This is a genomic window from Amycolatopsis sp. NPDC051045 (assembly GCF_040682955.1).
In the GTDB taxonomy this organism is placed as follows: Bacteria; Actinomycetota; Actinomycetes; order Mycobacteriales; family Pseudonocardiaceae; genus Amycolatopsis.
The window spans coordinates 225,341-237,995 of record NZ_JBFBCC010000006.1; the positions used below are offsets into that span (position 1 = coordinate 225,341).

General features: G+C 70.5%; 12 protein-coding genes. 6 read left to right on the plus strand and 6 right to left on the minus strand.

Features of this window, described 5'->3' with window-relative positions; genetic code table 11:
- The 3 genes from AB0M80_RS17420 (at position 1) to AB0M80_RS17430 (ending at position 2,167) form a co-directional block, all read left to right on the plus strand.
- Entirely contained in the window at positions 1-738 is a 738-nt protein-coding gene (locus AB0M80_RS17420; protein ID WP_364565298.1) for an SDR family oxidoreductase, read from the plus strand.
- 395 nt (positions 739-1,133) lie between these two features.
- On the plus strand, positions 1,134-1,985 hold the full coding sequence (locus tag AB0M80_RS17425; protein WP_364565301.1) for a helix-turn-helix transcriptional regulator: 852 nt from the start codon (positions 1,134-1,136) through the stop codon (positions 1,983-1,985).
- The gene (locus tag AB0M80_RS17430) at positions 1,982-2,167 is read left to right on the plus strand and encodes a DUF397 domain-containing protein (RefSeq protein ID WP_364565304.1); all 186 of its coding nucleotides are present in this window, start codon (positions 1,982-1,984) and stop codon (positions 2,165-2,167) included. Before AB0M80_RS17425 ends, AB0M80_RS17430 begins: the two co-directional genes overlap by 4 nt.
- Here AB0M80_RS17430 and AB0M80_RS17435 read toward each other — a convergent pair.
- The 6 genes from AB0M80_RS17435 to AB0M80_RS17460 form a co-directional block, all read right to left on the minus strand.
- On the minus strand, positions 2,151-3,266 hold the full coding sequence (locus tag AB0M80_RS17435; protein WP_364565306.1) for an amidohydrolase family protein: 1,116 nt from the start codon (positions 3,264-3,266) through the stop codon (positions 2,151-2,153). The two genes, AB0M80_RS17430 and AB0M80_RS17435, sit on opposite strands and share 17 nt — an antisense overlap.
- Positions 3,263-3,787, minus strand: coding sequence for a GNAT family N-acetyltransferase (locus AB0M80_RS17440; protein WP_364565309.1), 525 nt, complete (start codon positions 3,785-3,787; stop codon positions 3,263-3,265). Before AB0M80_RS17440 ends, AB0M80_RS17435 begins: the two co-directional genes overlap by 4 nt.
- Positions 3,788-3,869: 82 nt before the next feature.
- Complete coding sequence (locus AB0M80_RS17445) at positions 3,870-4,622, minus strand: succinate dehydrogenase/fumarate reductase iron-sulfur subunit (RefSeq protein ID WP_003054483.1); 753 nt, start codon at positions 4,620-4,622, stop codon at positions 3,870-3,872.
- On the minus strand, positions 4,619-6,535 hold the full coding sequence (locus tag AB0M80_RS17450) for a fumarate reductase/succinate dehydrogenase flavoprotein subunit (RefSeq protein WP_364565312.1): 1,917 nt from the start codon (positions 6,533-6,535) through the stop codon (positions 4,619-4,621). The genes AB0M80_RS17445 and AB0M80_RS17450 overlap by 4 nt, the downstream gene beginning before the upstream one ends.
- Before the next feature lie 52 nt (positions 6,536-6,587).
- Positions 6,588-7,412: a hypothetical protein gene (locus AB0M80_RS17455; RefSeq protein WP_364565314.1), complete on the minus strand. Its 825-nt coding sequence runs from the start codon at positions 7,410-7,412 to the stop codon at positions 6,588-6,590.
- Complete coding sequence (locus tag AB0M80_RS17460) at positions 7,409-7,696, minus strand: hypothetical protein (RefSeq protein ID WP_364565317.1); 288 nt, start codon at positions 7,694-7,696, stop codon at positions 7,409-7,411. The genes AB0M80_RS17455 and AB0M80_RS17460 overlap by 4 nt, the downstream gene beginning before the upstream one ends.
- Before the next feature lie 252 nt (positions 7,697-7,948).
- Between AB0M80_RS17460 and edd the strand changes: the two genes are divergently transcribed.
- The 3 genes from edd (at position 7,949) to AB0M80_RS17475 (ending at position 12,647) form a co-directional block, all read left to right on the plus strand.
- Positions 7,949-9,844: a phosphogluconate dehydratase gene (gene edd / locus AB0M80_RS17465; RefSeq protein ID WP_364565320.1), complete on the plus strand. Its 1,896-nt coding sequence runs from the start codon at positions 7,949-7,951 to the stop codon at positions 9,842-9,844.
- On the plus strand, positions 9,841-10,455 hold the full coding sequence (eda, locus tag AB0M80_RS17470; protein WP_364565324.1) for a bifunctional 4-hydroxy-2-oxoglutarate aldolase/2-dehydro-3-deoxy-phosphogluconate aldolase: 615 nt from the start codon (positions 9,841-9,843) through the stop codon (positions 10,453-10,455). Before edd ends, eda begins: the two co-directional genes overlap by 4 nt.
- Before the next feature lie 215 nt (positions 10,456-10,670).
- Positions 10,671-12,647: a PEP/pyruvate-binding domain-containing protein gene (locus AB0M80_RS17475; protein WP_364565326.1), complete on the plus strand. Its 1,977-nt coding sequence runs from the start codon at positions 10,671-10,673 to the stop codon at positions 12,645-12,647.
- The last annotated feature ends 8 nt before the right edge of the window (positions 12,648-12,655 follow it).

The following is a 12,655-nucleotide window of genomic DNA, read 5'->3' on the forward strand; positions in this document are numbered from 1 at the left end:
ATGGGTGTCGCACTGGTGACCGGCAGTTCACGGGGCCTCGGACGGGTGATCGCGCGGCGGCTGGCCCGCGACGGGTTCGCCGTGGCGGTGAACGCCCTGCACGACGATCCCGGCCTCGAGACCGCCGCGGCGGAGATCCTCGCCGAGGGCGGCAAGGCCGTCGCCTTCGCCGCCGACGTGACCGACCGGCACCAGGTGGGCGAGTTGGTCGACGCGGTGACGGCGCTGCTGGGCTCGATCACCGTCCTGGTCGTCAACGCGACCGGCCCCCAGCCGGACGCCTTCCTGTCCGATGTGGACTGGGCGGACCACCTGGGCCACCTCGACTTCTTCGTGCGGTCGCCGATGCTGCTGGGCCACGCGGTCCTCCCGGGCATGCGCGCCCGCGGGTACGGCCGGATCGTCCACATCGATTCGGAGGTGGCCGAGCGCCCGCCCCCCGGCCGCTCGGCCTACGCGACGGCCAAGGCCGCCCAGGTCGGCCTGGCCCGGGCGTGGGCCCGCGAGCTGGCCCCGGACGGCATCACGGTCAATTCGGTGGCCCCGGGTTTCGTCCCGGTGGAGCGCCACGCGGACGTCCCGGACGCCGAGCGCGCGGCCTACCTGGCCGGCGTGCCGGTGGGGCGGCTGGGCACCCCGGAGGACGTCGCCGCGGCGGTGAGCTTCTTCGCGTCGGAGGAGGCCGGGTTCATCACCGGCCAGCGCCTGCTGGTCGACGGCGGTCGCGCGCTCGGTTAGCTGTCGCGGGTCGGCCGGCGGGGTCTGAGGCGAGGGGGCGGATCTTTCGGCGGCTGGCTGAGTAGGGCGACCAACACATCCGCCGAGTGAAAGACCCGTCCAGGCACCACCGTAATGCTCCACTGTCGCTCGAGGGCCGCCGCCGGAAACCGGCCGATTCGATTCCGTAAACCGATTCCCTCACCCGGCGCGCTTTTCCTCCTCGCCAATCGCAGCTTTCGTTCCGACGCCTAAGCTCGCTTAAGAAAGCACGAAGCAGCTTCAGTGCGCGAAGCAGCTTCACAGCGCTTCGCAGGCGGATTCCGTTGTCACACAGCCAGAACAACGACCTCCTTGCGGTGAATCCGCGCGCGGCCTGCCCGGTTTTGTCGGAGGCCCCCTCTAGCGTGCGGGGCATGACCGAAAAGAGCACGGTGCGCACGCGCGAAATGGCCTTCGAACTCAAGAGCCAGCGCGAGCTGAAACGGATGACCCTGCGCGAGGTGGCCCGCCGCGCGGACTGGTCGGCGTCCAAGGTGTCGGCCTGGGAGAACGGCCGCAGCATCTCGCCGATCGACGCGGCGATCTACCTCGCCCACTGCGGCACCAAGGCCGCCGAACGCGCACGGCTCCTCGAGCTGACCAAGCCGCCCAGCGACCTGTACTGGGTGCGGCCTTCCTTCGACAAGCTCGTCGATCCGATGAAGTCCCTCGTCATCCAGGAAAACCTGGCCGACACGGTCGTCTCGCACAGCCCGACCGCCATCCCGGGCATGCTGCAGACCGAAGACTACGTGAAGGAGCTCCACGAACTGACCGGGCGTTACACCGCGGACCGCATCAAGTTCCTCGTGCAGGCTCGGCTCGACCGGCAGCAGCTCCTGCAGCGGCAGAATCCGCCGCGCTGCCTCTACTTCATCTACGAACGCAGCCTCCGGACCATCGTCCGCGATCCGGCGCTGATGCACGAGCAGCTGCAGTACCTCGTGCTGTCGACCAACCTGCCGCACTGCACCATCAGGGTCCTGCCCGAATCCGCACTCCCCTACCACCTCGTGGGCAGCCGGTTCACCATCTTGGAGTTCCCCGAGCATCCGCCGGTCGTCTACGAGGAAACCTACGCGGCGGGCCTGTTCATCGACGATCGGGTCGCGGTCGAGGCGTTCTACGTCCTGGCCACGAGGCTGGAACAAGCGGCCCTTTCCGAGGGGCAATCGAGGGAGGTGCTGATCCGGCTGGCGGACGAGTTCGAGCGCATGAAGGAGTGACCGGTGGCGGGCCGAGGTGGTTCAAGAGCAGTCACAGCGATGCCGGCACCGAACACAGCACCTGCGTCGAAGTGGCTCTCGACACCGGATCCACCGCGGTCCGCGACTCCAAGGCGCCCGGCGCCGGGCACCTGGCCGTTCCCCACCCCGCCTGGAGCGCGCTGCTCAGCTCGCTGCGCTGACGCGTCTCCCGTCGTGCCAGACCGCCCGGATCCGCCCGGGCAGGTCGGTCACGTCGAGATCCGTGCCGTCCAGCAGCACCAGGTCGGCCCGCAGGCCCGGCTCGATGCGGCCGCGGTCGTCGTCGAGGCGCAGCAACCGTGCCGCTTCGGAGGTGGCCGCCTTCAGGGCGGCCGCCTCGCCGAGCACCGCGGCCAGCAGCCGCAGCTCGGTCGTCAAGTCGACATGGGGACGCGGGGCGAGGTCCGAGCCCGCGGCGACGCGGACGCCCGCTTCCGCGGCCAAGCGAAGCGAGCGGCGGTGCGTCTCGGCGAACTCGCTGGCGCTGATCGGCGAGAGCGTCGGCACGTACCAGGCGTTCTCCAGCGCGGCCACGGCGTCGTCGTCGAGGAAGGTGCCGTGCTCGACGCTGCGCACGCCGGCGCGGGCGGCCGAGACGACCGCGGCGGAGGTGTGCGCGTGGGCCAGGACGTCCCGGCCGCAGCGGCGGGCCTCGTCGACGAGCGCGGCGAGCTCGTCGTCGGTCGGGCGGACGTCGGCCCGCTCGCGCACCGCCCGCATCGCGCCGCTCGCGCCGACCTTGATCCAGTCGGCCCCCGCGCGCACCATCCGGCGGACCGCCGCGCGCGCCGCGTCCGGCCCGTCGAACAGCGGGTCCGGCAGCGACGGGTCGCCGAAGTGGTCGACGGCGCCCGCGGGCGGCTCCCAGCTGTCGCCGAGCCCGCCGGTCGGGCCCAGCTGACGGAGGCTGATCAGCAGGTCGGGCCCGGCGATCCAGCCTTCGCGCAGCGCGTGCCGGAGCCCGGCATCGGCGCCCCAGGCGTCCCGGACCGTGGTGATCCCGCGCGCCAGCAGCCCGCGCAACACCGGCACGGCTTCGAGGATCCGCGCACTGCGGGGCAACGGCTCGGGCCGGGGAAAGGCCACGTGCACGTGGCAGTCGATGAGCCCGGGGATCAGCAGCCCGCCCGAGCAGTCGGCACGCTCGCCGTCGAGCCCCGGCCCGACCTCGGCGATCCGGTCGCCGTCCAGCCGGACGTCCGCGCGGGTGGTCTCCCCGGTTTCGGGATCGAACACCCGCGCCCCGGCGAGGACCGTCACGCGAGCTCCTTGCGGTAAACGAGGAAATCGCACGGCGTGGCCAGCGCGGGCGCGAGGTGCGGGTAGTCCTCGGCGAGGTCGGCGCGGTGCGTCACGCGGTAGCCGAGCCGGCCGTACCACTCGGCCAGGAACTGCTTCGACGGATGCGTCCATTCCCGCGGCACGAGCAGTTCGAGCTGCACTTCACGGCACCCGGCGGTCCGGCTCGCCTGCTCGGCGAACCGCACGAGTTCCCGGCCGACGCCGAGGCCCCGGCACGCCGGATCGGCGGCGAGCATGCCGAACTCGCCGGTCGCCTGGTCCAGCCGCCGGATCCGCACCGCTCCGGCGAGATCACCTTCCACGAAGGCGGCGGCGATCTCCCCGGCTCGCACGAACCCGGCCACCTCCTCGGCGGACGTCCGGTCGGTGCTCCCCCGCCAGAGCCCCTTCTCGGACTCGGCGTAGACCTGGTTGACCAGCCCCGCGACGCGTTCGATCACCGCGGAGCCGGCGGACGGCGGCAGCAGCTCGATCTCCATGCCCCCACCATGGCACGCCGACACGTGAAGACGCTCGCGAACCGGCCCGGAGCACGGTTCGCGAGCGTCGAGGAGAAAAGCCCTACTTGTCCCGGCGGAAGAGCTTGTTGCCCAGCCACACGATCGGGTCGTACTTGCGGTCCGCGACGCGCTCCTTCATCGGGATCAGCGCGTTGTCGGTGATGTGGATGCCCTCCGGGCACACCTCCGAACAGCACTTGGTGATGTTGCAGTACCCGAGACCGTGCTCGTCCTGCGCCGCGTCGCGGCGGTCGGCGACGTCGAGCGGGTGCATCTCCAGCTCGGCGATGCGCATCAGGTACCGCGGCCCGGCGAAGGCCTCCTTGTTCTCCTCGTGGTCACGCACCACGTGGCAGGTGTTCTGGCACAGGAAGCACTCGATGCACTTGCGGAACTCCTGCGAGCGCTCGACGTCCACCTGCTGCATCCGGTACTCGCCCGGCTTGAGATCGGCGGGCGGGGTGAACGACGGGATCTCCCGCGCCTTCGTGTAGTTGAACGACACGTCGGTGACGAGGTCGCGGATCACCGGGAACGTCCGCATCGGCGTCACCGTGATCACTTCGTCCTCGGTGAACGTCGACATCCGCGTCATGCACAGCAGGCGCGGGCGGCCGTTGATCTCGGCCGAGCACGAGCCGCACTTGCCGGCCTTGCAGTTCCAGCGCACCGCCAGATCCGACGCCTGGGTGGCCTGCAGCCGGTGGATGATGTCGAGGACGACCTCGCCCTCGTTCACCTCCACCGTGAAGTCCTGCAGCTCGCCGCCCGTGTCGTCGCCGCGCCAGACCCGGAAACTCGCCTTGTAGCTCATGCCTTGCTCCCGGGGTGCGCCTCGAGCTCGTCGTCGGTGTAGTACTTCCCGAGCTCGCCGAACTCGAACAGCTCCAGCAGGTCCTGCCGCAGCGGGAGCTGTTCCTTCACCGTGACGCTGACGTCCGGCACCACCGGGTTGTCCCCCGGCGATGACGCGCACACGAGGAGCTTGTTGCGCCACTGGGCGTCCAAGCCCGGGTAGTCGTCGCGCGTGTGCCCGCCGCGGCTTTCGGTCCGCGTCAGCGCGGCCTTCGCGACGCATTCGCTGACCATCAGCATGTTGCGCAGGTCGATCGCGAGGTGCCAGCCGGGGTTGAACTGCCGGTGCCCCTCCACGGTGACGCGCAGGATCCGCCGGCGCAGCTCGCCCAGCTTCACCAGCGCCTGCTCGATCTCCTCGGCCTTGCGGATGATGCCGACGAGGTCGTTCATCGACTGCTGCAGCTCGGTGTGCAGGGTGTACGGGTTCTCGGCCGACGCGCCCTCCGGCGGGTCGAACGGCGCGAGCGCCATCTTCGCCGCGGCGTCCACATCGGACTCCTCGATCGCGGGCCTGCCGTCGAGGCCGTGCACGTACTCGGCGGCGCCGAGCCCGGCGCGGCGGCCGAACACCAGCAGGTCCGACAGCGAGTTCCCGCCGAGCCGGTTGGACCCGTGCATGCCGCCCGAGCACTCGCCGGCCGCGAACAGGCCGGGCACGCTCGCCGCGGCCGTGTCGGGGTCGACCTCGATGCCGCCCATGACGTAGTGGCAGGTCGGGCCGACCTCCATCGGCTCCGCGGTGATGTCGACGTCCGCCAGCTCCTTGAACTGGTGGTACATCGACGGCAGCCGCTTCCTGATCTCCTCGGCCGGCAGCCGGCTGGCGATGTCGAGGAAGACGCCGCCGTGCGGGGAGCCACGGCCCTCCTTGACTTCGGAGTTGATCGCGCGGGCCACCTCGTCGCGGGGCAGCAGGTCCGGCGTGCGCCGGTTGTTGTCCGCGTCGGCGTACCAGCGGTCGGCTTCCTCTTCGCTTTCGGCGTACTGCCCCTTGAACACCTCGGGCACGTACTCGAACATGAACCGCTTGCCCTCGGAGTTCTTCAGCACACCGCCGTCACCGCGCACGCCCTCGGTGACGAGGATGCCCTTGACGCTGGGCGGCCAGACCATCCCGGTCGGGTGGAACTGGACGAACTCCATGTTGATCAGCTTCGCGCCCGCCCGCAGGGCCAGGGCGTGGCCGTCACCGGTGTACTCCCACGAGTTCGACGTCACCTTGAACGACTTGCCGATGCCGCCGGTCGCGAGCACGACCGCCGGCGCCTCGAAGAGGATGAACCGGCCGCTCTCGCGCCAGTAGCCGAACGCCCCGGCGATGCGGCCCTCGGTGGTGAGCAGCTCGGTGACCGTGCACTCGGCGAAGACCTTGATCTTCGCTTCGTAGTCCCCGGTCTCGGCGAAGTCCTCCTGCTGCAGCGAGACGATCTTCTGCTGCATCGTGCGGATGAGCTCGAGCCCGGTGCGGTCGCCGACGTGCGCCAGCCGCGGGTAGGTGTGGCCGCCGAAGTTGCGCTGGCTGATCCGGCCGTCCGCGGTGCGGTCGAACAACGCGCCGTACGTCTCGAGCTCCCAGACGCGGTCGGGCGCCTCCTTGGCGTGCAGCTCGGCCATCCGCCAGTTGTTGAGGAACTTCCCGCCGCGCATGGTGTCGCGGAAGTGGACCTGCCAGTTGTCGTTCGAGTTCGCGTTGCCCATCGAGGCGGCGCACCCGCCTTCGGCCATCACCGTGTGCGCCTTGCCGAACAGGGACTTGCACACGACCGCGACGCGGAAGCCGCGTTCGCGGGCTTCGATCACGGCGCGCAGACCGGCACCACCGGCACCGATCACCACCACGTCGTAGCTGTGCCGTTCGACCTCGGTCATGAAGAGATTCCACCTCGGAACTGGGGACGTCGTTGTCGGGAGCGGTCAAGAGTCAGTTCACGAACCTCAGGTCCGAAATTGCGCCACTGGCCACGAGCATGACGTAGAAGTCGGTCAGCACCAGCGTGCCGAGCGTCGTCCAGGCCAGCGTCATGTGGCGGGTGTTCAGCTTCGTGACCTGCGTCCAGATCCAGTAGCGCACCGGGTGCTTGGAGAAGTGCTTCAGCCGGCCGCCGGTCACGTGCCGGCAGGAGTGGCAGGAAAGCGTGTAGGCCCAGAGCAGGATCACGTTGGCGAGCAGGATGACGTTGCCCAGCCCGAAGCCGAAGCCGCCGGTCTTCCCGTGGAAGGCCGTGATCGCGTCGTAGGTGTTGACCAGCGAGACGATCAGGGCGACGTAGAAGAAGTAGCGGTGGACGTTCTGGATGATCAGCGGCAGCCGGGTCTCGCCGGTGTACTTGGCGTGCGGTTCCGCGACGGCGCAGGCGGGCGGGGAGAACCACACCGACCGGTAGTAGGCCTTGCGGTAGTAGTAGCAGGTCAGGCGGAAGCCGAGCAGGAACGGCAGCACGACGAACCCGAGCGGGATCCAGCCGGGCAGGTCGCCGAACCAGTGGCCGAAGTGGCTCGACCCCGGCACGCAGGACGTGGACAGGCAGGGCGAATAGAACGGGGTCAGGTAGTGGTACTCGGGCACCCAGTACGCGGTGCGCACGAACGACCGGACCGTCGCGTAGACGAGGAACACCGACAGGCCGAGCACGGTCAGCAGCGGCTGCAGCCACCACCGGTCCGTGCGGAGGGTGCGCTCGGCGATCCGGGCCCGTTCGGGGGCCCGGACGCCGGTGCCGACGCCGTTGTCAGCGGGAGCGCTCACCGCTGGTCGCGCAGGTAGCCGCCGACGCCTTCGTCATCGGCGCCGTGCCAGAGCGCCGGGTCGTAGGGGGTGTCGGGGACGGGGACGCGCTCCGCGGCCTTCGCCTGGGCGGGCACCGCGAGGGGCACGCCGTCGAGGTCCGCGGTGTCGATGTCGAGGCGCTCGACGTCGTTGGCGAGCCGGCGCACCGCCGACGCGTCGCCGTAGCGAGAGCGCAGTGCGCCGACGCACTGCCGGAGCTGGCCGATGGTTCGCCGCAGCTCGGCGATCTCGGAGGTGGACATCATGCCTCCCGGGTCGTGGGGCCGGCGGAGCCGGTCGGCGATCAACTCGCCGGTACCGACTCTGCCGCGCGTAGTGCAGTGTGACAAGTAGCACATTAGCCAACGAGAAGCGTGATCGGCGTCACGGGGGACGATCTTCTGAATCGATTTTGATTCGCAGTTCACGGCAGGTAGTGTGGCCAGAGTCACGACCCAGAGGCGTCAGCGCTGCCGTCCCGCGGACCACCACTGACCAGTGATCCGGAGCCGGACTTGAGCACCGTCCCCACCTCATCGTTGCACCCCGTCATCGCCGAAGTCACCGCCCGCATCGCCGCGCGCAGTGCCGCGACCCGCACCGCCTACCTCGACCGCATGGCCGCCGCGTACGCCGAAGGCCCGGTCCGCCGCGGCCTCGCGTGCAGCAACCTCGCCCACGGTTTCGCCGCGATGGACGGCGCCGACAAGGAAGCGCTGCGGGCCGCGCGCGCCCCCGGCGTCGCGATCGTGTCGTCGTACAACGACATGCTGTCCGCGCACCAGCCGATGCAGGAGTACCCGGCGTGGCTGAAGAAGTCCGTGCGCTCCGCCGGGGGTGTCGCCCAGTTCGCCGGCGGCGTCCCGGCCATGTGCGACGGCATCACGCAGGGCCGCGCGGGCATGGAGCTGTCGCTGTTCAGCCGCGAGGTCATCGCGATGTCGACGGCGATCGCGCTGTCGCACGACATGTTCGACGCCTCGCTGCTGCTCGGGGTGTGCGACAAGATCGTGCCGGGCCTGCTGATCGGTGCCCTGTCCTTCGGTCACCTGCCGGCGGTTCTCGTGCCCGCCGGGCCGATGAACTCCGGGCTGCCGAACAAGGAGAAGGCCCGCATCCGCCAGCTGTACGCCGAGGGCCGCGCCACCCGCGAAGACCTCCTCGACGCCGAAGCGGCTTCGTACCACTCGGCCGGCACCTGCACGTTCTACGGCACCGCCAACTCCAACCAGATGGTCGTCGAGGTGATGGGCCTGCACCTGCCGGGCGCCAGCTTCGTCCAGCCCGGCTCGGCGTTGCGCCGCGCGTTGACCGAAGAGGCCGGGCGGCGGGTCGTCGCGATTTCGCGCGGCGAGGAGTACACACCGGTCTCGCGGATCCTCGACGAGAAGGCGTTCGTCAACGGCGTCATCGCGCTGCTCGCCACGGGCGGCTCGACCAACCACACGATGCACCTGGTCGCCATCGCCGCGGCCGCGGGCATCCAGCTGACCTGGGACGACTTCTCCGCCCTGTCGGCGGTCGTGCCGCTGCTGGCGCGGGTCTACCCGAACGGCAGCGCCGACATCAACCACTTCCACGCCGCCGGCGGCATCCAGTTCCTGGTGGGCACGCTGCTCGACGCGGGGCTGCTGCACGAAGACGTCCACACCGTGGCCGGGTTCGGACTGCACCGCTACCGCGACGAGCCGATCCTGTCCGACGGCGAGCTGGTCTGGCGGGAGGTGCCCACCCGCAGCCTCGACGAAGAGGTGCTGCGCCCGGCGTGGCGGCCGTTCGCCGCGGACGGCGGGCTGCGGATGGTCGAGGGCAACCTCGGCCGCGCGGTGGTCAAGGTGTCCGCGGTGGCCCCCGAGCACCGCGTCGTCCAGGCGCCGGCGCGGGTGTTCACCACGCAGGAGGGCTTCACGGCCGCGTTCGAAGCCGGCGAGCTGGACCGCGACGTCGTCGTGGTGATCCGGCAGCAGGGCCCGCAGGCCAACGGCATGCCGGAGCTGCACGGCCTGACGCCGGCGCTGGGCGTGCTGATGGACCGCGGGCACGCGGTGGCGCTGCTCACCGACGGCCGCATGTCGGGCGCGTCGGGCAAGATCCCGGCCGCGATCCAGGTGACGCCGGAGGCCGCGGCGGGCGGCCCGATCGCCCGCGTCGCGGACGGCGACGTCGTCCGGCTCGACGCTGCCGCGGGCTCGCTCGACGTGCTCGTCGGTGACGAAGAACTCGCCGGGCGTGCGCTTGTGGACTCGCCGCCGTCCGAAGCATCCTGGACCGGCACCGGCCGAGAGCTGTTCGCCGCGTTGCGCCGTGCCGTCGGCCCCGCCGACCAGGGCGCTTCGGTGTTCGGCGGTTTGACGCCGGAGCACTTCGGTATCCCCACGCACGCTTTGGAAACCCAGGAGGTCGGTCAGTGACCACCGGTCAGGACCTGCTCGAGCTGTCCCCCGTGATGCCCGTCGTGGTGATCGACGACGCCGACGACGCGGTCCCCGCGGCCCGGGCCCTGCTCGCCGGCGGGATCGGGGTCATCGAGCTGACCCTGCGCACCCCGGCGGCGCTGTCCGCGATCGAGCGCGTCGCCGCCGAGGTGCCGGACATCGTCATCGGCGCCGGCACGGTGACCTCGCCGGACCAGGCGAAGCAGGCGGCCGACGCGGGCGCGAAGTTCCTCGTGACCCCGGGCTGCACGGACGCGGTCGTCGACGCGTGCTTCGAGTCCGGGCTGCCGTTCCTGCCCGGTGCGAGCACCGTGTCCGAGGCGATGCGGCTGGCCGAGCGCGGGCTCTCGGCGTTGAAGTTCTTCCCGGCGGAGGCCAGCGGCGGGGTGGCGTACCTGAAGTCGATCGCGGGTCCGTTGCCTTCGCTGAAGTTCTGCCCGACCGGCGGGATCACCGCGGCTTCGGCGCCTTCGTACCTGGCGCTGCCGAACGTCGGCTGCATCGGCGGCTCGTGGCTGACGACCCCGCTCGCCACCCGCGATTTCGCCGCGATCGAGAAGCTGGCCGCGGAGGCCGCGGCGCTGTAGCGGAGATCACTCCGCGTCATTGCCGCACCCGAATGGTGGAATGCGCGTCCGCATTCCGGGAGCACCGTTCCAGCGCGCTGGAACGGTGCTCCGAGAGAGTGTGGCGCCGGTCATGAGAACCGGCCCGGTGCCGCTGAATGGCTCATCCGCCGCCCTGGTGAGTTATTTACCGGCCTGTTATCGTTCCTCTTCGCTATTTCCAGCGAGGAGAATCCGTGTCCCTGACCAGCGTGGTCGCGCCCAGTCCTGCCCCCGAGAGCGTGGCCGCGCTCGTCGGCGAACGCCTTTCGCTGTCCGCACTCCACCAGCTGGGCGGCACACTCGGCGGCTATTCCTTCGTCAAGGTCGTGGTCGACCGCGAACGGTCGATGATCCACTTCTTGAACGACGCGCGGCATTCCTTTCACGCGATCTATATCGGCGAAGAGATCCTCGGCGTCGGTGAAGAACGCGTGCGCGCCGAGATCGACTCGTACAACGAGGCCTTCTACCACGCGCCGGACCGCCGGTTCCTGCTCGGCATTCTCGCGCTGCACCCGCAGATGCTTTCGCTGGAGACGGTCGAGGTCGACACCATGCCGGCCGCGCTGATCCGGGAATTCCACGCCTTCGTCGCGCAGTACGTCGACCAGTCACTGCCGCTGCTGTTCAAACCGGCGAACCAGCTGCAGGAGCGGATCGTCCGGGAGATCCCGGCGAGCGAGCTGCCCCGCGTCTTCGCACACGAGCTGTTCTCCACGGCGCCGTTCGTGGCGCTGAACCCGGGCACGGTCACCGGCCGGCTGCGCGCGTTCCGCACCGAGGCCGAATACCGGGCCGCCACGCTGGACTGGACCGACATCATCGTGATGGACCGCGTGCCCGACGACATCCCCCGGCTGTCCGGGATCGTCAACGCCCGCCACACGACGCCGTTGTCGCACACCAACGTCCTCGCCACCGGCTGGCAGATCCCGAATGCCGTCCAGCTGGGCGCCCTGGCCGAGATCGAACGCCGCGGGCTCGACGGGCGGTGGGTCGAGTACACGGTGGCCACCCAGGCGTCGTCGATCTCGCTGCGGGAGGTGGCCGAACCGGCCGAGGCGACACCCCGGCCGGCGTGGTACGCCCAGCGCGTCACGCTGGAGGAACCCGAAGCCGACCACAGCCCGATCGTGAACCTCGCGCGGCTGCGCGCGTCCGACCGGCACCGCTACGGCACCAAGGCGGCCAACCTCGGCGAGCTGCACCACGTCCTGGCCTGCGGTTCGCAGCGGCTGCTCGGCTTCTACCAGGTGCCGCGGCCGCCGCGGGACAACCTGCTGCCGTACCTGGCCCGGCTGCTGGACGTCCCCGTCGACGCCGATCTGCTGGCCGCGGCCCGCCGCCTGCTCGACGAGCACGTCCGCGTGCCGCGCGGGATCGCGCTGCCGTTCTCGCTGCAGCGGCGGTTCCTGGAGTCGTCGCCGCGGATCCAGCAGGCCATCGGGAAGCTGAAGATGGCCCTCGAGCTGGACGCGCGGGAGATCGAGCCGTTGTGCGTCGAACTGCAGGGCCTGATCCGGTCGGCGCGCCTGCCGGGTGCGCTCGCCGGCGAAATCGACGCCGCGCTGGTGTCGCAGCTGGCCGGCGTGCGGGCGTTCGTCGTCCGCAGTTCGTCGAACGCCGAAGACCTCGCCGGGTTCTCGGCCGCCGGGATCTACGAGTCGCGCAACCACGTCACCACGGCCGAACGGATCTTCGCCAGCGTCAAGGAAGTCTGGGCGTCGCTGGTGTCCGTGCGCAGCGTCCGGCTGCGCCGGCAGGCCGGGATCTCCCTCGACGAGTGCTACATGGGCGTCGTGATCCAGGAACAGGTCGCGGCCGACTTCGGCGGCGTGCTGGTGACGACGAACCCGATGAACCGCGCGGACTTCCGCACGGTGTACGTCAACGTGTCGCCGGAGGTCACCGACGTCGTCGACGGTTCGGCCCTGCCGATGCAGTACCTGTATTCGACGGTGGAGGGCGGTGGGCGCACGGTGTCCCTGGGCGACGCGGCGTCGGACCTCGACGAGCGGGCGCACGCGCAGCTGCAGCGGCTCGCCATCGCCGGCCGCCTGCTGCAGGGGCACTTTTCGCCCGACTACACCTTCGATTCGCCGGTGGACGTCGAGTGGCTCGCCGACGGCGAGCACCTCCACCTCGTGCAGCTGCGCCCCTATTCGGCCTGACCATCCGG